Raw genomic sequence first — 21,578 nt, 5'->3', positions numbered from 1 at the left:
AGAATAGTAAAGAATGAAGAATTTATTAAAAAAAGTTGCTGAAATTTCGAAAAAATATCAGCATTTGGCAGAAGCATCTGGTAGTAATTTTAATGTGTTTAAAGTAATAAATGTTACTACAGATGAAGTAAGATTACATTCAAGATTTATTGCAGAATTATTAAACCCAGAAGGTTCTCATGGACAACAAGATGTTTTTTTAAAATTGTTTACAGAAATATATAAAATAGAAATTGACACAAAGGGGGCAACTGTAGAAGTTGAAAAACATGTGGGTACCGTTACAGATACAACAGGAGGTTTTATCGATATTTTTATATCGGATAACAGAGGAAGGGCCATAACAATAGAAAATAAAATATATGCTTCAGACCAAAAAAGTCAATTATTAAGGTATTACAAACATAACGAAAACAACCTTTTTTATTTAACGTTATTTGGTAATGAACCTGCTAAATATAGTTATGAATTTGATGATAAAAACAAGCTAGACCCTGAAAAAGACTTTAAATTAATCTCGTATAAATACGATATAAAAGATTGGTTAGTAGCTTGTAGAAAAGAAGCAGTTGAATTACCATTATTAAGAGAAGGAATTTCTCATTATTTAAATTTAATTGAAACATTAACAGGGCAATCAAGCAACGATATTATGAATAAGGAAATTACAGATAGCATAGTTGAAAATAAAGAAAGCCTAAAAAACGCTTCTTTAATTGCAGAAAATTTAACAGCAGCAAAAATTAAAATCCAATGGCTCTTTTGGAAAAGTTTAAAAGAAAAATTGGAAAAGAAATTAAAAGAAAATGAATTAGATTTAATTAATGAAAAAAATGTTTCTTGGCAGAATGTAAGAAGCTATTATCAAGATAGTAGAAACAAAGACAGAAATTACGGTTTTATGGTTAAAATTTTCCATAAAGGTGACATTTCAATTCATTTTGGAATAGAAGTAGATCACAAAATTTTCTTCGGTTTTACAATTGAAGATGATAAAAAAGGTGGAATTTCTAATCAAGAAAAATATAGTGATTATAAAAACCTAGTTCAAGAAATTAACCCAAATTATAAAAACCATGAATATTGGTTAGGTTGGCGTTATACAGAAGAAATTTTAGACTTTAGAGCATTCAATACTGATGCCGTTTTTAACTTAGCAGATAGAAAAATATTGGATGCGACCACAACCACAATAACTACTGATGTCATAAACGACATCAACCAATTAAAAGCAAAACTAGAAAACATATAAATGGCATTATCAACGCAAGAAATAGTAAATAAACTCTGGAACCTTTGTAATGTATTACGCGACGATGGTATCACATATCACCAATACCTAAACGAACTTACCTTTATTCTGTTCCTTAAAATGGCAGAAGAAACCGACTATAACAATAAATTGCCAGAAGGATATCGTTGGGAAGACCTAAAACAAAAAGAAGGAATAGAACTTGCTACTTTTTATCGCCAACTTTTACTGCACTTAGGTACAGAAAGCACAGGTAACATTCAAAAAATATACAACAACGCACAAACCAGTATACAAGAACCTGCCAACCTACGTAAGATTATAAAACACATAGACGAGCTGGATTGGTTTGAGGCCAAAGACGAAGGTTTAGGTGAAATGTATGAAGGTTTATTAGAAAAAAATGCAAGCGAAAAAAAATCTGGAGCAGGACAATACTTTACACCAAGACCCTTAATTAACGTGATGGTGCGTTTAATGGATCCAAAAGTAGGTGAACGCCTTAACGATCCTGCATGTGGAACCTATGGTTTTATGATTGCCGCACATCATTATATTTTAAAACATAATGATATTTACACCCTTGGTGATGCAGAAAACCAACACTTACAAACCGAACAATATTCTGGTTGTGAATTGGTAGGCGATACCCACCGTTTAGCCATGATGAATGCTTTTTTACACGGTATGGGTGGTAATATTGCTTTAGGAGATTCTTTAAGTAGTTTGGGTGAAAACATCAAAAACAAAGATTTAGTTTTAGCAAACCCTCCTTTTGGAACCAAAAAAGGAGGAGACAGACCAACCAGAACAGATCTAGTCTATCCAACCTCTAACAAGCAATTAAACTTTTTACAAGGTATATACCGTAGTTTACATACCAGAGGAGGCGCAAGAGCAGCAGTAGTATTACCCGATAACGTATTGTTTGAAGATGGCGACGGACAAAACGTACGTAAAGACCTCATGGAAAAATGCAACCTACACACCATTCTACGTTTACCAACAGGTATTTTTTACGCAGCAGGTGTAAAAACCAACGTGTTATTCTTTGAGCGTGGCACCAGTGATAAACAAAACACTAAAGACGTGTGGTTTTACGATATGCGTACCAATATGCCCAACTTTGGAAAACGCACACCGTTTACTGAAAGCTATTTTGCAGACTTTGAAAAAGCCTATACCGCCAAAGACCGAAATAAAATTAAAGACGAACGTTTTAGCTGTATAACTAGAGAAACCATTGCTAAAAAGAATGATTCTCTAGATTTAGGTTTAATAGCAGACGATAGCATTACCAAAGCCGAAGACATTGGCGAACCTATAGATATTGCCAAAGAAGCGTTAACCGAATTAACCAGCATTACCAAGGAGTTGAATGCTATAATTAAAGCATTACACTAGATGGAGAAGAAGTTACCAAATAATTGGATTGTAACTGAAATAGGTAATATTTGTCTAATAGGTGATGGAAATCATTCAGGAAAATACCCTAAAAAGGAAGAAATGCTTTCGGAAGGAATTCCTTTTATTAGAGGTGTTAATTTTAAAAAGGGTATAGTTTCTATGAAAGATATGTTATATATATCACCTGAGAAACACGAACAGTTAAGAAAAGGACATTTAAAGAAAGGTGATGTTTTATGTGCAAATAGAGGAATGATTGGAAAAGTCGCTATGTTACCAGATAGTTTTGAGAAAGCAAATTTAAACTCTCAACTTGCATGGTTTAGATGTATCGATAAGGTTCAGTCGAAACTTTTATATTATCAGTTACAAGATGTAAATGTAACTGATCAAATGAATAATTTGACTACAGGTACAGCTCTTAAACAATTACCTATTGGAAATGTAAAAAAAATTAAACTAAAAATTCCACCACTACCAGAACAACAACGCATTGTTGCCAAGTTAGACGAATTATTTGGGTATCTAGACACACTTAAAACCCGTTTAAACAACATACCACAAATCCTTAAAAACTTTAGACAAGCGGTGTTAACCCAAGCGGTAACAGGTAAGCTTACTGAGGAATGGCGTGTTGGGAAGGAGTTGGAGGAATGGAGTATAGTTAATCTAAAAGATATTACAACTAAGATTGGTAGTGGTTCAACTCCAAGGGGAGGTTCAGAAAGCTATAAGGAAGAAGGTATTCCATTAGTTCGATCTATGAACATTCACTTTAACGGTATTAAATCAAAAGGTTTAGCTTTTATTGATGAAGAACAAGCTGAACGTTTAAAAAATGTAATTATTCAAGAAAATGATATTTTGTTGAATATTACAGGAGCTTCAATTGGAAGAGTTTGTATAGCAGAGAAAAGTATTGTTGGAGGTAGAGTAAATCAACATGTAACTATCATTAGATTAAATGACGATAATTCGCCAGAATATGTAAATATGTATCTAGCATCTTCATTGATTCAAAATTATATTTTCAATGAAAATTATGGAGTTACAAGACAAGCGTTGACTAAAACTCAAACTCAGAATTTAGAAATAAATATTCCACCAAAAGAAGAGCAAACCGAAATCGTAAAACGAGTAGAACATCTATTTGCTAAAGCAGATGCTATAGAAGCCCAATACCAAAGCCTAAAAACAAAAATAGACAATTTACCACAAGCTATTTTGGCTAAAGCCTTTAAAGGCGAGTTGATAGCGCAGTTGGATACAGATGGTAGTGCAAAGGTTTTGTTGGAGGAGATTAAAAAACTAAAAGAGTCATTGCGAGGCACGAAGCAATCTGTTAAAAGGAAGAAGAAATAAAATATCAATAATTCGCTATTATGATAAAAACCACAAAAGTAAAAGAGCCTACTTTTTTTAAATCGGCTAAGTTTAAAGATTTAAAAAATATATTAACTAGTCATTTTTCTAAACCAATAGCTCAAAGAAGTCAATCTAAATTTCCAATACAAGATTTACAAATTAAATTAGATGAAGTTAAAGTTGAACTTTTAAAAAAGACTAATTATAAATGTGCATATTGTGAATCTAAAATAGATTCCTTAGAAGCAACTATAGACCATTTTAGACCACATTATGCAGCAGCAAACACAAGCGGTAAAATATCACAAGAGCATTATTGGTGGTTAGCTTTAAAATGGAATAACCTTTTGCCTTCATGTTCAGAATGTAATACTAATAAAAGAAACTATTTTCCAATTTATAAAAAAAGAGCAACTGTTAACTATTATGCAAAAGACACACTTTTTAACATAGAAGCACCAATTTTTATTGATCCAGAATTTGAAAACCCAGAAGAGTATTTTAAATATCTTGAAACAGGAGAGATTTTGCCATTAACAGAACGCGCAAAAATTACAATTGAGCTATTAAACTTAAATCGTCAACAATTAGTAAGAAAAAGAAGGGAGATTGTGCATGAAACAAATGCTTTTCTATCCGAAATTAATTCTTCAGAATCAACAGATAAATCAAAAGACAGATTTAATCACATTATAAGTTTACTAGAAAATAGTTTTGAGGATGATGATAAACCTTATCTAGGATTACGAAGGTTTTTAGTTCGTAAATTTATTAATGAGTTAAATTATCCACTAAAAAATATTTCAGATATTTCTTTCAAGCGAAAATTAAAATTGATTGACAGATCTGAGGCTTCCTGGGATAGTGACCCTGATTTTGATCCTGGAAGTAGATTTCAAATTGATAATATTCTAATATTCAATTATAGATCCATTAATAAGTTAAATATAAATTTTAAAAGAACAAAGAGCAAAAAAGCAGGATGGGCCATTTTAATAGGTGAAAATGGAGTAGGAAAAAGTTCGGCATTATCAGCAACATTAAAAACATTAATAGGAAGAAATTATAACGGACTCAGATTTAATAAAAATGAGGTTAATAGAAATTACGAAGAAGAAGACGCTAGAATTATTATTTCATTTGAAGATTCTTTAATGGCAGAAGCTTCAATTTCAAAAAATACTAGAGCTAATTATTTATTACCGAAAGATTATTTTATTAATAGTACAATTATTGCTTTTAGTCCATTTAAACATTCCAGTAAAAGCGATGATTATAATAGTAGGTTTAAAGGAGGTTGTTTTGTGGATAATTTTATAAAACCATCTGTACCATTGCATAATGCTTTAAAATTTATTTTGGCATTAACACCAGAACAATTTGAGTTTGTAGCTATTGCTTTGTTAGATTTAATGATGCTTGATGGTAAAGCTAGAATACATAGAAAACTACATAAGGATGAAGTTTGGTTTCAATATAATGATTCAGGTAGAAAAGAGTTTTTCGATCAATTAAGTGATGGCTATCAGTCTGTAATTACCTTAGGTTGTAATATCATAGAAGGCTTATTATTCAATAATGAAAGTATAGAGAATGCTTCAGGGTTTGTTGTTATAGATGAAATAGGAGCAAACTTACATCCAAGATGGAAAATGCAAATTGTAAAACGTTTAAGAAGAACATTTCCTAATGTTCAGTTTTTGGTAACTACACATGATCCATTATGTTTAAAAGGCATAGAAGAAAATGAAACGTACGTTCTAAAGTCTAATAATGGAGAATTAGAAGTTTTAACAGATTTGCCTAACCCTTCAGAATATAGAGCAGATCAATTATTAACCTCTGAGTTTTTTGGGTTATTTAGTACAGTTGATCCAGAAATGGAAGAAGAATTTAAAGAGTATTATGAACTTTTATATAAAGATAAAGACACGTTAAAAATTAGTGAAAAAAGAAGACTTAATGATCTTAAAAAAAGTCTACGAGATAAAAACCACTTAGGAGATACGTTTCGTGAAGAGCTATTATACATAGCAATTGACGAGATTTTAGCAAAACAAAAAAAATCAGAAGAACCATTTTCTAGAAAAGTAGTGGAAAAGGAAGTTAAAGATAAAGCAATTGAACTAATCGATGATTTTTTAAATGACTTGGAAGACGAATGATCTATATTAACCGAAATAAAGTGAAAAAGCCAGATGTACTTACTAATGATGCAGATGCAGAACATCTATCTGCGCATAAGCATTATATAACTGATGGCAAAACAAAAGCTTTTGAACATAAACTATTTAAAGATCTAGAAGTTAAAAAAGCACTAGAGAATTTATTTAATAAAAAGTGCGCTTATTGTGAATCTAAAATAGCCAAAACTTCTCCAATCGATAAAGAGCATTTTCGCCCAAAAACAAAAGTCAATTTTAAAGATTCAGATAAAATTAGAGGTTATTATTGGTTAGCTGCTGATTGGGATAATTTATTAGCTGCTTGCGCATTTTGTAATAGAACAGGAACTCATAATACAGAATTAGAAGAAAAATTTGTTGCTGGTAAATTAGATTTTTTTCCTCTAATAGATGAGTCGATGAGAGTGACTTATGGTAATGTTTTAATAGAAGAAGAGAAAGTGAGATTACTTATTAATCCATGTATTGATAAACCTGAAAAAATTATTGCATATAATGAAGATGGACATATTTTTCCTAATAAAGATATATCAGAGAAGGAAGTAAAAATGGTTAAGGCTTCTGTAGAAACGTTTGGTTTGTTAAGAAGTGAGTTACATAAGGATAGAAGAGAAACTTGGCGACAAGTAACAGTGCAGTTAATTAGGATAAGAAAAGCTTTTAAAAAACACCTGCAATATCCAAATGATCTGGAGTTTTTAGAAACATTGAATGAAGAACTTGACGAATTAAAAACCCAAAGAAAAATTGACAAAGAGCACTTAGGTGTAGTACGTTTTGTAATAAGACAAGAGTTAGTAGAATTAAGAAATATAATTAAAGCATTAAATACAAAGTAAAATTTTTATGAAAGAGTCAGAAAAAATAATGTTGCTACATAAAGAACTATTAAAATCTAAAGTGTACACATTTCCAGCTTTTGGTAAAATAGATGTAAGTGCTAAACAAGGGGTCTATATTGTTTATGATAATAACAAAACACCTTTACATGTTGGTAAAACAAATAGAGGTAGAAATGGTTTAAATCAACGTTTACTAAATCATGTACGTAATCAATCTTCGTTTTCTAAATTATATATGCAAATTAATAATGTTTCACTTAGAGATTGGGCTGAGTTTCAATTTATAGAAATTGAAAACGCAAGAGAACGTTCTTTGTTAGAAGCGTTAACAGCAGGTTTGTTATGTCCTTTGCATATTGGCACTGGAGAAAGGAAAAATTTATAGTTATATATATGATAGCAAGATTAAAAGTAGATGATAAATATCTAGAGGATTTATAGGAATAAAAACAAATTCACTAACCATGAAAACAATACCTACAAGAACAAATTTAAGTGCTTTAAACGATCAAAAAAGGAAGACAGTATTATCAACAGAAAGAAGAGAATTGGTGTTAGCGAGAAATGGTACATTGTTTCCAATTGAGCAAATTGAAAAGTATAATTTAATATAAAAAACAAATCATTAACACATACTGTGTTTACGAATGTTGAAGGTGTAAAGATTATACGAGAAATTAATTATTAATATTTTAAACAGTAGAGTTATAAGTTATGCTTGAAATAATTAAATTTAATACAGGAGGAGTTGTCAATTGGTATGATCATTTTGTAGCAGCAGATATTGAGTTAATCTCAGCCTATATAGAGCAAAGCGAAATTAGTACTAGTTTTGCTATAAAAGAATTTCACAGCCTTAAAAAGGTTGAATTTGAGTAGGTTAATGATTATAATGCTATTATCACTGCCTCTTTTAGAGGTATAGACGGTAGTTTGTTTGAAGCAAAAGATATTTATGAAAACGTGTTTCCTATGCTTAATAGGCATTCTCTTTTGGTAACAGTAATGAGTATGTTTGAACTTCGATTTATAAAACTATGCGACTGGATAAATACACATTTTAATTTAAATCCATCATTAAAAAGAGACAAAGGTAGTTTGTTAAAACAGATACGTACTTATTTAATTAATAAAGCAGGTCTTAAGTTTAATACAAAAAAGGAAGAAGCTTGGAATGAGCTTTTGGCTTTACAATCCATCCGTAATAACATCATCCATAACTATGGTAAATATGAGAGCAAAAATGTTTTTATAGATAAATATATTGGAAGCAATAAAAATATCTCGATAAATGTTTCTAACGAGTTTATTTTTAATCATGAATTTTTAAAAGATTTAGTTCCTAATTTTAAAACTTTATGTAAAGAATTACAAGAAGCAATGAGAGATAAATCAAACAATAATTAACCTTGGGTTTTATGGAAACACATTTTGAATTATTAATAGATGCTTCTGGAAGTATGGGGTATATGAAGGGTTCTAAACAAGAAGATAAATATTTATTACCAGATAAATCAACTAGAACATCTTAAGTCAAAAAAATAATTAATAAGAAGTAATTTTTCAATATTCTAAATTTAGAAGAACTATTCAAATATTTTCACAAAATCACTTTTATCAACTAGTTTACGTGAAGTTTAGATAACCAATAGGTTGAGTAAAAGAAGGAGTGAATTTAAATAAATTATTCATTCTTTTATGTTCTTGTACCATTAGCCCATCGTTCCATAGTTCTATAACTTATTCCTGCTTTTTTAGCGCCTTGTTTTAATGAACCATTATTTGTGTCTTTTATAAATCGAGTATAGGCTTCTTTGAAATTATCTAGGTTGTCTTTCCAAGTGATATCTTCGGAGATTTCAAACGCTCTTGTTAAGTCAACGTTATGTTTTGGGAATCTATAAAATTCATTAAAGTCTTTTTCTACTAAGTCTAATATGTTTTCTTCTTCAATATTATCTTGAAGTCTGTAATTGTGCCAATTAATAGCTAGTTTATCTAAGTCTCTAAAGTTCCCATGAAGTATATTGCTTCCGTTTTCAAGCCATTTTCTTAATTCTTTTTTTGGTATCTCATTTTTTTCTTTAAAGCTCATTTTATTCCAAGTTTTTTCAAAATCTTTCCAAATATTCCTGTCTCCTCCAATATATGATGGAAATTTAACAGTAAACTGACAAATTCGATCAAAAAACTTATGAGTCAAGTAAGTTTCGTTATCTCTTAGTGAGGATATGCTCTTAGTTGATGTAAACGCTATTCTTATATTATATACTTTCTCTTTAAAACCAAATTTTCCACCATCTCCTGTAGAAATACCTTCAAACAAAGTGGCTTGACTTTCTTTACTTAGCTCTTCAACATCAGTAATTACTAATAATCCTTTGTTAATTTCTTTAAATGTCTTAATCCAATCTTTTTCAGTAAACGTATTTGTTTTTAATGCATTAATTAGGGTTATGCTATTTAAGTTTAGATGAGATTCTTTGTGTAGTTTTTGTAACTCTGTTAGCCAATGTGCTTTTCCTGTTCCTCTAAATCCTAGAACTAAAATTGAAAAACGTCCAGGGTTAGTTAAATATGCATTTAACTTGGTTATTGCTTGTTTTCTTTGTCTGTTTTCGTTTTCAATTAAGCTATCAAAATCCATATCGTTGTATTTGTTTGCGTAATTTAGTGTTTTAATTGCGTGTTTAAAATTCAATCTCTCTTTTTCTCGTTATTTGTTCCCTAATTAGTAAATATAGATAATATGAAAAATAAGAACAACAAAAAAAAGAGCCACCATCAAGCAGACATTGAAAACCCAAATCTAAAAACTGAAGGTCAAAATGTCACCTATGCTAAAAATCGCAAGAACACAGAGAAACAGTTAAGAGAACATGCGGAGAAAAAAAGATTACAAGAAAAAAAAGAAAGAGATGATCGAGCAAATCGTTTAAACCCCAATAACCCAAATTATATAGCTCCAAAAAAATAATAGGTTTTAGTATAAAGAATTATAAATAATACTATTTTGAACTTTTAAAAAAGACTACATATTACATGCACATATTAAAAATAATTCATGGCTATCCACCAAATTACAATGCGGGATCAGAAGTCTATAGCCAATCCATTTGTAATCAATTATCAAAAGAGCATAGCGTTTCCGTTTTTACAAGAGAGCAGAATCCCTATGCTCCAGATTTTAAAATTCGTCATGAACAAGCAAGTGAAAATTTAAATCTATATTTTGTTAATAACCCTAACGGTAAAGACGGTTATAGACATGCAGCAATAGATGATAACTTTAAAAAACTAGTAGAAGAATTAAAACCAGACATTGCACATGTTGGACATCTAAACCATTTGTCTACTGGGTTAATAGATGTTTTAAATGCGTTACAAATCCCAATCGTTTTTACCTTGCATGATTTTTGGCTCATGTGTCCAAGAGGGCAGTTTTTAACGCGAAGTATTGGCAAAGAGAATAACACGATGCTTTGTTCTGGTCAAGAAGATAAAAAGTGTGCTACCAGTTGTTATCAAGTCTATTTTAGTGGTAATAAAGAAGAGGAGCAAATCGATATCGATAACTGGAGCAATTGGGTAAACCGAAGAATGCAAGAAACCAAAGCGATAATTGATAAGGTGGATTTGTTTATAGCACCTTCTAAATACTTGCAAGATCGTTTTGTTTCCGATTTTCAGATACCTAAATCTAAAATCACTTATTTAGATTATGGTTTTCCAACACACTATTTAACGCAAACGGAGAAAGCAAAAACAAAAGAAGTCTTCACCTTTGGGTATATAGGAACTCATATTCCTGCAAAAGGTATCGACCAATTGATACATGCTTTTAAACAAGTAAAAACACCTGCTGTTTTAAAAATTTATGGAAGAGAAAGCGGACAGAGTACAGCTGCTTTAAAAGCATTGGCAGCAACTTCAGAAAATAAAGTAGAATTTATGGGAGAATACATAAACCATAATTTGGCTAATGATGTTTTTGCACATGTAGATTGTATTGTGGTGCCTTCTATTTGGGGAGAGAATTCACCATTAGTAATACATGAAGCACAAGCTTGTAAAATTCCTGTAATCACTGCCGATTTTGGAGGAATGAAAGAATATGTACAGCATCAGGTAAATGGATTATTATTTAAGCATAGAGATGTAAATGCTTTAACGGAACAATTAAATTTTGCCGTATCTAATCCAGATAAAATGAAAGCCTATGGCGCGAAAGGATATCTGTTTTCGCAGGACGGAACTGTACCAGATATTAAAGCGCATTGTGAAGCATTAGTTAGTATGTACAAAAGTTATACAGCTCCTAATAAATTTTGGAGAGTAACTATAGATACAAACCCTGAAGATTGTAACCTTAAATGTATCATGTGCGAAGAGCATAGTCCGTATAGTGATTTTATAGATACGCTGTATAAAGAAACAGGAGTGAAGCGCAGACGGATGGATTTTAAAACCGTGCAACAAATTTTTGAACAAGCATCTGCATTGGGTGTAAAGGAGATTATACCATCTACAATGGGAGAACCATTATTGTATAAGCAATTCGACCAGATTTTTGATTTAGCGAAACAATATGATATCAAAATAAATTTAACCACAAATGGCACATTTCCTAAAAAGTCTGTTTTAGATTGGGCGAAGCTAATTGTACCAAATACTACAGATGTTAAAATAAGTTGGAATGGTGCGACAGCAGAAACTTCCAAAGAAGTAATGCATGGTTTGGATTTTGAAAAAGCAATTACCAATGTAAAAGAGTTTATAGCATATAGAGATCAGTATTTAATAGAAAGTGGTTATTTCTGTCGTGTAACATTGCAATTAACTTTTATGCAAAATAATATGCATGAATTGGTAGATATTATAAAACTAGCAGCTTCATTAGGAGTAGATAGAGTGAAGGGCCATCAGCTTTGGGATCATTTTGATGAGATTAAAGCATTGTCCATGAAAGCAACTCCAGAAAGTGTAAAGCAATGGAATAGCTATGTTAAAGAAGCGCATGTAGCAGCAGAGGCTTTTAGAAAACCAAATGGAGAGAAAGTGTTATTAGAAAACATTATTCCAATTGAAGATAATGAAATTAAAGAAGTCCCTGAGGATTACGAATGTCCTTTTTTAGAGCAAGAATTATGGATATCTGCAACTGGTAAAATATCTCCTTGTTGTGCGCCAGATAATTTAAGGCAGTCTTTAGGTGATTTTGGAAATATAAAAACAGATTCCATTCAAGACGTTTTAAAAAGTGAACGTTATACCGATTTAGTGCATAACTATAAGACTAAAGATGTTTGTAAAACTTGTGTCATGCGTAAACCTGTAGCTTAATGAAACATATACATACAATAGTAAGTGTAAAGAATATTTTGCCTCGAATAGAAAATGTAGAGGTTGCATTGTTATATGGTTCTTATGCTAGGAAAGAAGCTTTAGGGAATTCAGATTTAGATATAAAGCTTATCGTTAATGAAAATTTTAACGTTAAGCACTTTATAAAGATTATAGAGAATGAATTTGATGAAACGGTACGTAGTGTGCACTATATTGAATTAAGGAATAAAGTTGTTGTTTATTTCAAGGAACTGCCAAAGTTAGAGTTTGGTTTATGTTATAGTTTAGAAGCTATTAATCGCGACTTTTTAGGGTCGGAAATAACAGATCTAAAAGATATCGTTTTGTATGAAAAAGACAAGGATAGAACACAAATAGCATTGTATTTAAAGCAGCTTATTGACGCTAAAAAAGATCTAGACACTTTAGATGTGGATCATTTAATCGATAAGTTTGTTTATGAGTTTGAGAGTTGTTCTTCTAAACACGCTAGGAGTGATGGGTATCAGTTTTACTATTTCTATAATATTGCTTTTCATGTCGCTATTCAGTTAAATTATTTAGCTAAAGGAAAAAAAGCATATTATTTCCTTCCTAAAAACCTTATGACGAATGAGCTTTCAGCAGAAGAACAAGTTGGTTTTCCTAAATTAAATGGAACTACTTTTCTTCCAGAAGCGAATACAAGAAAAAGAGCATTATTAGACTTCTTTTATAATGCTATAGAACAATTGGTGTCCTCAAATAAATATGAAGAGTTGGAAGCATTTTGTGAATGGGTTTATAAGCGAGACTTCTTTTGGAATTTTAGAGATGCAAATGCATTTAATCCTAAAATTAAAAATCAATTAATTTATAGAACATCTGCATTGGCTTTATTTCAGAATACGGAAGAATTAAATGTACTACTAAATGAGAATAACATAAAAACAATAATTGATTTAAGAGCAGATAGAGAAATGGAAGCCATTTCTTATTCTGATGAAATATTAAATCAGGTCAAATATGTTAAAGCACAATTTGATCCTTGGGATCAACCAGAATGGTTTAAGGAAAAGCATAACGAAGGTTCTAATCACGAAATTGCGTATCGTTTTTTTGCTATGGGTTGTAAAGACGCTATAAAGAAAACATTTGAAACCATTTTAGAAGAAGAAACGGGAGCAATTGCTATTCACTGCCACGCAGGAAAAGATAGAACAGGTATTATTTTTTCGTTATTACATCTTCTTTTAGAATCGCCAAAAGCAAATCTAAATACCGATTATTTAACTAGTGAAATGGATGTATCTTTAGATAAGTTAAAAATAGCGCTGGATGTTGTTGAAAATGAAGGAGGCATTATAAAATATTTAGTGTCTTGTGGTTTAAATGAGAAGCGAATTGAGAATTTAAAAAGAAAGTTGTTGCATGAATAATAGAGCATTTTTAAAATCCTTTTTCACCGCGCACTGGAAATATATGACTGTAAATGCAGCTTGTAAATTAAATCTGTTTGATGTTTTAGGTGAAACAGGAAAAACAAAAAATCAGATATCAAAATTATTAGCTGTTCCTGAAGAAAATATAGAATTGTTGTTAAAAGGTTTAGAGAATATTGATTTTTTAGATAGAATTGAAGATAAATATGTGTTAAATAGTTTGTCTATTTTATTGACAGATAAACATCCAGAGAGCCTAAAGTATGCTTGTTTGAATTGGTCCGGTGATCACTTGGAGGCTTGGAGCGATTTAGACATATCACTTAAATCGGGTAATAGTTTCTTCGAAAACAAATACGAAATGAATTATTTCGACTTTTTAAATCAAGATGAAGCAAAGTTGGATAATTATCATAAAGCTATGTTTGCTTATGCTAAAGATGATTATTGTAATATAACAGATGTAATTAACTTTAATGAACACAAAAGTGTCATGGATGTTGGTGGAGGTTATGGAGCAGCAATCTCGAGTGTAAAGGAGTTACTACCAAATTTAGAATGTTACTTATTTGATTTAGATAAGGTGATTAGTAAGTGTAATTTAGAGAATGGAGTTAAATTAATAAAAGGCGATTTTTTTGTTGAAATACCGCAAATAGCAGAAGCTATAATATTGTCTAGAGTTTTACACGATTGGAATGATGAAAAGTCAAATCAAATTTTAAATAACATGTACCATGCACTTCCAGAAAATGGGTGTTTATATATTATTGAAAATTGTTCAGACAAAATTGAGGTGGATTTATCTTTACTGTCACTAAACATGTTAACTATGTGTGAGAGTTTTGAACGTTCATCTTATGAGTATATCGCTTTGGCTAATCAATATAAATTCAAATTTAAAGAAGCTAAAAAACTTAACACATTGCAAACCATTTTAACTTTTACTAAATAATGAACTGGAGAGATATAAATGTTTCAGAAGAAAACAACTCATTTAATTATCAAGGTAAATTACTTTTTAATAAAGAATTTGATGAAGTTTTAAAGTTTCATAGTCCAGGAATAGCTCCTGTTAAAGATCAATCCGGTTGGTGTCATATTGATATAAATGGAGTTGAGATTTATAAAGAGCGTTATGATCGAGTATTCGGTTTTTATTTTAATCGAGCAAGTGTAATAGATAATGACTTATGGTTTCATATTAACGAAAAAGGAGAACGCTTGTACAGTGAAAGCTATGTTTGGACAGGAAATTACCAAGAAAATGTATGCTCGGTTAGAGGTTTTAATAATCAGTATTTTCATATTGATTTAGAAGGGAAACCTATTTATGAATCTAAATATCGATTTGTTGGAGATTTTAAAGATGGTTATGCTTGTGTAAAACAATTGAATGGTTTGTATAAGCATATCGACATAAATGGACTTTTTTTAAATGATAAAGCGTTTTTGGACCTAGGCGTTTTTCATAAAAACTATGCAACTGCAAAAGATAAACAAGGTTGGTTTCATATAGATAAACAAGGTAAACAGCTATATAACGAAAGATACGCCATGATAGAACCTTTTTATAATGGCTATGCTGTTGTGGATACTTTTCAAAATATAAAACAAATCATTGATGAGAAAGGCAAAATAACATTAGAGTATTAATTCTTAAAGTAAACTAACACCCAAAATGCAACTAACCCAACTACCAGGAACATACAACATAATAGGAAGCAACCAAGACCAGGAAGCAGCAACCTATAAAGGTACACTAGAGTTAACATTAGACCAAAACAATAGGATTAATGCCAAGTGGACCATTAATAACAACCAAGAACAGTTAGGTACCGGGTTTTTTAAGGATAACATTTTGGTTATTAATTTTAATTACATTGGTGATGACGACGTTATTTATAAAGGCGTTGTAGTATATAAATGCATTACTCAAGACCTTTTAGACGGGTTTTGGTCAGAAAAACATGGTAATCCGTTATATCTAGGCGAGGAGCGTTGTTTTAGGCAAGGTGCACAGCAAGAGGTGATTAATTAAATTAAACTCCCATTTATATTAGTTTAAAACCGCACTATTAATACCATGTGTTGGATAATGGGCGTTGTTTTTTGACGACTTATAAATATCACTGAAAACCGTTACTAAACTTCATACATAATATATCAATTTTGTGATCTAAGCAAATAGATAGACTTATGGATTATAAAACAATGTTACAATTGCCTGCACTAGATATTAGTGAGGTGGTAACACTACTACAACAGATAGCAGATAAAGAAAGACATCAAGACAAACCTAATATGCCAATGGTAACCATTACCACGCATACTAGCAGCGCGTCTGGTATTTTTGTAAACTATGATAGTACAAAAGGAGTGATTTTGTTATGCGAATTATACGATCGTAAAGCCCAATTACAGTACTTACAATCTAGTAGCATCGCTTCGGTTTCCATTCGTAATATAGAAAGTTATGCTTACCTGTTATCAGACGGCACCATCGCGTTTACGCCACCAGCAGGTAAAATACCAACAATGCTTCAACTTAAAAAAGAAATGAATAGTGTGGCGCTAGACCTAAAAGCAACCTTAAACAAACAGATTGCTGTAACTTATAGTTATCAGGACACCCCTAACGATAACCAAAAATACTACGCACATAGTTCCATAAGCTTACTAAAAGATACGATGGCTAATATCGCGAAGGATAACTTATCCAAAGCAGCGTTTACAGAGTCGGTATCTACAATTCAATTTAATTTAGATACAACAAATGCGGTAAGCTTAGCAGCCGGAACCTTGTCCATAACTTTAGACGTATCTAAAAGTTTAAAAAGTGTAGCGTCTGCGCACCAATTACAAGAACTAATCGAAGCATGTTTGTAGTTAACCCTGCAACATAATAGTATATAATCAATAATAAATTCAACTATGGAAACATCAGATAATAATACCAAAATAGAATTACTAATCAGAAAAGATAACACTATAGAAAAACTATTTGCACTAAGTCAGTGTGATTATAATTTTTCGACACATTACTATCAAGAGGAGCAAGACCGTATGCCTATTGAAGTTAATCTTTCTGGAGGCATAAAAGAGGCTATAGATCCTTTATTTATCCAATGGATTTCTAACCAACCAGGAAAGTGGTCTGGTAGTCTTAAAATCTATCATGACAATAGTGACCAACCAACTATTGAGCTTGTCTTTGAAGAGGCAGTAGCAACAGGATGTAGTCAATCGTTTACGGAGTATAACACACAATTAAACGAAGCCTATTTTAATACTATTTTAAAAGGCGTGGTTTATAACAGTATACCATTAAGTTAATAGCTAATTTAGATTGTTAGAATTAGCCTTTAAGCGTGGCTGCTTAAGGGCTTTTTCGTGCGCTAAAGTCAGCGTAACCTTTGCATTATAAGTAGTGTTAATAGTAGCAACAGTACGACTAAAAAAAGCGGAACATAAAAGGCATAAAAAAAAGGAAAACGATAGGGTTTTCCTTTTTTTAATTCAAATACGGTTAGTACGTTTATAACGTGTTTTCTAAGTAATCACGAATTACTAAATCCGTATAATAGCCACTGTGGTGTCCGCCCCAACACGCTGTTAAACTAAAGACACCAGCATCTAATGTAAGTGCTTTGTTGTCTTCCGCACCTTCGTTAGGGATACAAAACACTTCAATAGTATTAATCCCTTCCTGCACAGCTTCCTTACCCATAGTATCATTACAAACTTCTTTTAAACCATCTGTAAGACGTTGTAAACACACACTTGGTACAAATTTAATAGAATCGATATCAAACGTATCCCAGTTAATAGTTACAGGAACTGGTTTACCCACGATGTCATTAATTTCTTTTTGGTAATCTGCTAAATATTGATCTTCAATAGATTTTGCTGCTTTTCTTTCTTTTAATCCCATGATACCTATTTTAAGTGTTATTGATAGTTCAAAGGTATTTTAACACCACATAAATAAAACACCTCATTTAAGTGAATGTTAAATCTCACTGAATTCCGTGAGGCGCCCACTTTTAAATAAGTCTAATTTTATTGTATAAATAAAAGACTATGAGAATTGCAATTATATTAGGGATTTGTCTGTTGGTTATCGTGCTGCTAGTTGCAAATTTTACGCGACTAGTTGGTGGCATTTCAAAGCAACACGCCGCCACTAATTTAGAGGCGTATTTAAAGATTAAGTATCAGGATGAGGTTAGTTATAAATGGTTAAAGCGCTTTTTTAATAGCGGAAACATGGATCCTAATATGTTTACCGTCTTGTTATATAATATGGATACTCCTGAAATCGAATTTTATTGTCATATTAATCTAAAGACCATTTTAAAAGACAATGCAGTAACTAGTGGAGGCACGGAACAAAACACGATTAATGCGCGCTATTTGGCAGCCACAAAACGTTACGATACTAGACAAGCCATAAAGCGCCTGTTTAAAACCGAATGTCCCACAATAACATTTAATACTAATACTATTGACTTGGCTTTAGAGGCCAATTTAGAGCCGGACGCCTTACAAGAATTAGTGAAACGTTTTATAGTGCGTTTAAATTATTTTTATCAAGATTTGGGCATCTACTCGGATATCGCCATTGTTATAAAAACACCTGAGCATCCCGACGGGTTTCTGGAAGTGCCACTGGAGGTGTTTGATAGTAAATGGCATAGCGCCTCTTTTATGTTATCGGAAAAAGCATCAGGTCTAAAAACGGTGGAAACTTCTATTTTAAAAAAGGTAAACCAGTATTTAAGGCAGTCACAACCTAACTTTAAAATTTATAACGCACAAAAGATTTTCTTGGATAAAACCACATTGTCAAGAGCCGCTTGGGTGCATTATCTTAGTGACACAACCATTGATAATGGCGGAAACACCAAATGGCAAAACCCCTTAAAAGGTGTGTATGTAACGTATTTTGATTTTGAAACACATCATATTTATAAAGGCGATTTACTCACGTCTAATTATGATACATTGTCTTACGACGAAACCCTAGTACAATTAAAGGACGCCCTCCAAACAGAAGGTGTTTTGGCATGGTAATGCAACCCTGTATTTTTGGGCGCGTTTCCAAATGAAGCCAATGCAATTACTTTAAACGTTGTAATTAATCGAATAACCCAGATTCGATTGCATATTTTACAGCACCAGTCGTGGTTTTAGATCCCGTTTTTAGTAAAATGTTTTTGCGATGCGTTTCTACAGTATTAACAGAAATAAATAATTTTCCTGAAATTTCTTTAGAGGTTAACTCTTCAGCTAAAAGCGCTAAGACTTCTTTTTCTCGCGGTGACAGCTCAATGTTTTTATACTTTTTGCGTTCAAAAACGCTTTCCATATAACGCTGTTTTATAATTTCAGAAAAATACTGTTCGTCACCAAGTACTGTTCTAACAGCTTTTTGTAATTCGTCTTTACTAGTAAATTTAGGCACAAAACCATCCGCTCCTTTTTGTATTACTTTATGTACCGTTCTGTGGTTATCAAGCATGCTTAGCATAATAATTTTTACGCTGCTGTGTTTTTTCTTGATTTCAGTAAGCAACTCAATACCATCCATTTTTGGCATATTAATATCGCTAATAATTAAACCAATTTCAAATTGATTTAGTAATCTAATCACTTGTTTCCCTTCGGTAGCTAAATGGACTTCAGCAATTTCTTCCATATCACTTAATATGGTATTAATGCCCTCTAAAAACATTAAGTGGTCGTCTGCTATAATGATGTTTGTTTTCTTCAAAATGATTTAGTTTATAGGAATATCTATGGTAATTGACGTTCCGTTTCCAGAGCCACTATCTATATCTAAAGTCCCTTGAACTTTTTGTAAGCGCTCTTTAATATTACGGAGTCCTATTCCTTGTTTTTTATTGGTTTTAAACCCTTTTCCATTATCATGCACAACAATGTTTAAATAGGCGTCATGCTTTGTTAATTGGACGTCTGCTTCTGTTGCTTTTGCGTGTTTAATAATGTTGTTTATTAACTCTTGCACAATTCGGTAAGCATCCGCTAATAGGTCTTCTGGTAGTTTGTCAATGTCTTCTTCCGGAAAGATAAAGGTTTGAATGGTTAACGTTGTGTTATTAGTAATCTGATCAACAAAATCGTTTAAAAAACTAGTAAATCCTATTTTAGAAAACGATAACGGATGTAATTGATGTGATAAGCTACGGATGTCAAAACAGGCATTGTCTATGGCTTCTCCAATACGTTTGGCCTGAGAGGCATCTTCATGTTTTTCAGAATAATGCTCAAATGCTAATTTTATACCCGCCAAATCACTTCCAATACCATCATGTATGTCACGTGCTAATCTAGCACGCTCTTCGTCTTGACCTTCTTGATAACGCTCGATAACAGATAATTTATGATCTTGAATCATTTGATTAATTTTCTGTTTTGCATTTTCTTCTTGCTGCAGGTTTAATTCCTTTTGTACGCGTAAACGTTGGATGTAAAACAGTCTTAAAACTATTAGTGTAATTAAAACCAATACAAATCCACCAATAAAAGCATTTCTAACAAAGCGTTGACGTTTTAAAGTCAGTTCTGCTTTTTGTAACTCGGCATCACTTAATTTTTGTTCTTTTTCTAATAATGCAATACGTGTTTCTTTTAACTGTGTTTCATACCGTTCTTGGATTTTAGCAACGTACTTTTCTTTATCAAGAGAGTTTTGTTCGGCGACAGTCGTTACCCCTTTTTGGTAGTATTTTAGAGCATTTTCATAATCGTCTGCTTCTTGATATAATTGTGCTAAGTTTTTATAAATATCAGACTTATAACTTAACAACGATTGTGTTTCGCCTATGGCTAAAGCTTCCTGGAAATAGTTAATAGCGTCCTTGGTACGTCCCAATTTACTGTTACACAAACCTAAATCGTTAAGCACAATAGCAATATCAGAATTAAACTTAAGTGCTTTTAATAAGGTCAACGTCTTTTTTAAAGCGACTATGGCTTCTTCGCAACGTTCTTCTTCCACAAGCATTTGCGAAAGGTTAATATTTATATACGCTATAACTGCTTTGTTGCCTTCTTTTTCGCGGTAACCAAGCACGGTTTTATAATGCTTTCTAGCGTCGTCAAATTTATCTTGTTCTTTTAAAATATTTGCAAAATTGAATAGGGTAGTCAACACACCATCGTCATTTCCTAACTCGCGATACAAGTTAGCAGCACGATCTAAGTTTTCAGTTGCTTTTGTAAAGTCCTTTTGTAGCACATACAAGGTTGCTATATTCTGATATGCATTGGCCTCTTGCATTTTATTATCATTGGTCTCAGCAAAACTTAAGCACATCATAAAACTATCCATAGCCTTAGGATATTCGCCTAGGTTTTTATAGCCTAAAGCCAGTATATTGTAACAGGCAGCCAAGCCACTTTCAAGGTTTAGTTTTTTTAATAAAGCAATCGCTTCTGTAGTTTTACTAATGGCACTTTTATAGTCTCCAGAGATGTTTCCTAAATTCCCTAATGCATAAAGCGCTCTAACCGTTTGAAGATCGATATCTAAACGTTTACTTTCTTTCAACCACTCTTCAGCAGCTTTTTTAGCGACAATAGGATTGGTGTATAGGTTTTTACCATAGACTACGGATAGCGAGTCTATTAATGGTGTATTATTAGAGTTTTGAGCTATAACCACGACATGGAGTCCTAAAAATAGGAGTAGCGTGAGTAAGGTCTGTTTTAAGAATCGTGTCATTTATAAAAA

Annotated in this window: 22 protein-coding genes; 18 read left to right on the top strand and 4 right to left on the bottom strand. The window is 31.8% G+C overall.

Annotated elements, in window-relative coordinates:
• Window positions 1-13: 13 nt before the first annotated feature.
• The 9 genes from CXF54_RS04540 (at window position 14) to CXF54_RS04510 (ending at window position 8,459) form a co-directional block, all read left to right on the top strand.
• On the top strand, window positions 14-1,252 hold the full coding sequence (locus tag CXF54_RS04540; protein WP_101202630.1) for a PD-(D/E)XK nuclease family protein: 1,239 nt from the start codon (window positions 14-16) through the stop codon (window positions 1,250-1,252).
• The gene (locus CXF54_RS04535) at window positions 1,253-2,656 is read left to right on the top strand and encodes an N-6 DNA methylase (RefSeq protein ID WP_101202629.1); all 1,404 of its coding nucleotides are present in this window, start codon (window positions 1,253-1,255) and stop codon (window positions 2,654-2,656) included.
• Window positions 2,657-4,021: a restriction endonuclease subunit S gene (locus CXF54_RS04530; RefSeq protein WP_101202628.1), complete on the top strand. Its 1,365-nt coding sequence runs from the start codon at window positions 2,657-2,659 to the stop codon at window positions 4,019-4,021.
• A gap of 20 nt (window positions 4,022-4,041) precedes the next feature.
• Complete coding sequence (locus CXF54_RS04525) at window positions 4,042-6,189, top strand: retron system putative HNH endonuclease (RefSeq protein WP_101202627.1); 2,148 nt, start codon at window positions 4,042-4,044, stop codon at window positions 6,187-6,189.
• Between the two features lie 20 nt (window positions 6,190-6,209).
• Entirely contained in the window at window positions 6,210-7,049 is an 840-nt protein-coding gene (locus CXF54_RS04520) for a hypothetical protein (RefSeq protein ID WP_157823390.1), read from the top strand.
• 7 nt (window positions 7,050-7,056) lie between these two features.
• On the top strand, window positions 7,057-7,437 hold the full coding sequence (locus CXF54_RS04515; protein WP_101202625.1) for a hypothetical protein: 381 nt from the start codon (window positions 7,057-7,059) through the stop codon (window positions 7,435-7,437).
• 79 nt (window positions 7,438-7,516) lie between these two features.
• Complete coding sequence (locus tag CXF54_RS15695) at window positions 7,517-7,666, top strand: hypothetical protein (RefSeq protein ID WP_157823389.1); 150 nt, start codon at window positions 7,517-7,519, stop codon at window positions 7,664-7,666.
• 100 nt (window positions 7,667-7,766) lie between these two features.
• Complete coding sequence (locus tag CXF54_RS15690; RefSeq protein WP_157823388.1) at window positions 7,767-7,931, top strand: hypothetical protein; 165 nt, start codon at window positions 7,767-7,769, stop codon at window positions 7,929-7,931.
• Window positions 7,932-8,024: 93 nt separating this feature from the next.
• Window positions 8,025-8,459 (top strand): hypothetical protein, encoded by a 435-nt coding sequence (locus tag CXF54_RS04510; protein WP_157823387.1) that lies wholly within the window; start codon window positions 8,025-8,027, stop codon window positions 8,457-8,459.
• Window positions 8,460-8,748: 289 nt separating this feature from the next.
• Here CXF54_RS04510 and CXF54_RS04505 read toward each other — a convergent pair whose 3' ends face one another.
• Complete coding sequence (locus tag CXF54_RS04505) at window positions 8,749-9,753, bottom strand: sigma 54-interacting transcriptional regulator (protein ID WP_101202623.1); 1,005 nt, start codon at window positions 9,751-9,753, stop codon at window positions 8,749-8,751.
• A 48-nt stretch (window positions 9,754-9,801) separates the two neighbouring features.
• Here CXF54_RS04505 and CXF54_RS04500 point away from each other — a divergent pair, with 48 nt between their 5' ends.
• From CXF54_RS04500 to CXF54_RS04465, 8 genes are all read left to right on the top strand, one after another.
• On the top strand, window positions 9,802-10,029 hold the full coding sequence (locus CXF54_RS04500) for a hypothetical protein (RefSeq protein ID WP_101202622.1): 228 nt from the start codon (window positions 9,802-9,804) through the stop codon (window positions 10,027-10,029).
• A 65-nt stretch (window positions 10,030-10,094) separates the two neighbouring features.
• Window positions 10,095-12,395, top strand: coding sequence for a glycosyltransferase (locus CXF54_RS04495; RefSeq protein WP_101202621.1), 2,301 nt, complete (start codon window positions 10,095-10,097; stop codon window positions 12,393-12,395).
• Complete coding sequence (locus tag CXF54_RS04490) at window positions 12,395-13,816, top strand: tyrosine-protein phosphatase (RefSeq protein WP_101202620.1); 1,422 nt, start codon at window positions 12,395-12,397, stop codon at window positions 13,814-13,816. The genes CXF54_RS04495 and CXF54_RS04490 overlap by 1 nt, the downstream gene beginning before the upstream one ends.
• Window positions 13,809-14,774, top strand: coding sequence for a methyltransferase (locus CXF54_RS04485; protein ID WP_101202619.1), 966 nt, complete (start codon window positions 13,809-13,811; stop codon window positions 14,772-14,774). Before CXF54_RS04490 ends, CXF54_RS04485 begins: the two co-directional genes overlap by 8 nt.
• The gene (locus CXF54_RS04480; RefSeq protein WP_101202618.1) at window positions 14,774-15,475 is read left to right on the top strand and encodes a WG repeat-containing protein; all 702 of its coding nucleotides are present in this window, start codon (window positions 14,774-14,776) and stop codon (window positions 15,473-15,475) included. Before CXF54_RS04485 ends, CXF54_RS04480 begins: the two co-directional genes overlap by 1 nt.
• Before the next feature lie 25 nt (window positions 15,476-15,500).
• Window positions 15,501-15,860: a hypothetical protein gene (locus tag CXF54_RS04475; protein ID WP_101202617.1), complete on the top strand. Its 360-nt coding sequence runs from the start codon at window positions 15,501-15,503 to the stop codon at window positions 15,858-15,860.
• Between the two features lie 158 nt (window positions 15,861-16,018).
• Window positions 16,019-16,708, top strand: coding sequence for a hypothetical protein (locus CXF54_RS04470; RefSeq protein WP_101202616.1), 690 nt, complete (start codon window positions 16,019-16,021; stop codon window positions 16,706-16,708).
• 45 nt (window positions 16,709-16,753) lie between these two features.
• Window positions 16,754-17,155, top strand: coding sequence for a type VI secretion system tube protein TssD (locus CXF54_RS04465; protein WP_101202615.1), 402 nt, complete (start codon window positions 16,754-16,756; stop codon window positions 17,153-17,155).
• Between the two features lie 202 nt (window positions 17,156-17,357).
• On the opposite strand, the gene CXF54_RS04460 is transcribed toward CXF54_RS04465, so the two are convergent.
• Window positions 17,358-17,753, bottom strand: a complete 396-nt coding sequence (locus CXF54_RS04460) for a hypothetical protein (RefSeq protein WP_101202614.1) — start codon at window positions 17,751-17,753, stop codon at window positions 17,358-17,360.
• Between the two features lie 149 nt (window positions 17,754-17,902).
• Here CXF54_RS04460 and CXF54_RS04455 point away from each other — a divergent pair, with 149 nt between their 5' ends.
• A complete protein-coding gene (locus CXF54_RS04455) occupies window positions 17,903-18,895 on the top strand; it encodes a hypothetical protein (RefSeq protein WP_101202613.1) in 993 nt (330 codons plus the stop codon).
• Between the two features lie 64 nt (window positions 18,896-18,959).
• Here CXF54_RS04455 and CXF54_RS04450 read toward each other — a convergent pair whose 3' ends face one another.
• Together CXF54_RS04450 and CXF54_RS04445 are read right to left on the bottom strand one after the other, a co-directional pair.
• On the bottom strand, window positions 18,960-19,595 hold the full coding sequence (locus CXF54_RS04450; protein WP_101202612.1) for a response regulator transcription factor: 636 nt from the start codon (window positions 19,593-19,595) through the stop codon (window positions 18,960-18,962).
• 6 nt (window positions 19,596-19,601) lie between these two features.
• Complete coding sequence (locus CXF54_RS04445) at window positions 19,602-21,569, bottom strand: tetratricopeptide repeat protein (protein ID WP_232782570.1); 1,968 nt, start codon at window positions 21,567-21,569, stop codon at window positions 19,602-19,604.
• Window positions 21,570-21,578: the final 9 nt, after the last annotated feature.

Source organism: Olleya sp. 1-3 (assembly GCF_002836085.1).
Lineage (GTDB): Bacteria > Bacteroidota > Bacteroidia > Flavobacteriales > Flavobacteriaceae > Olleya > Olleya namhaensis.
Note: the sequence above shows the minus strand (reverse complement) of the source record. Positions and strands in the feature narration are given on the sequence as shown.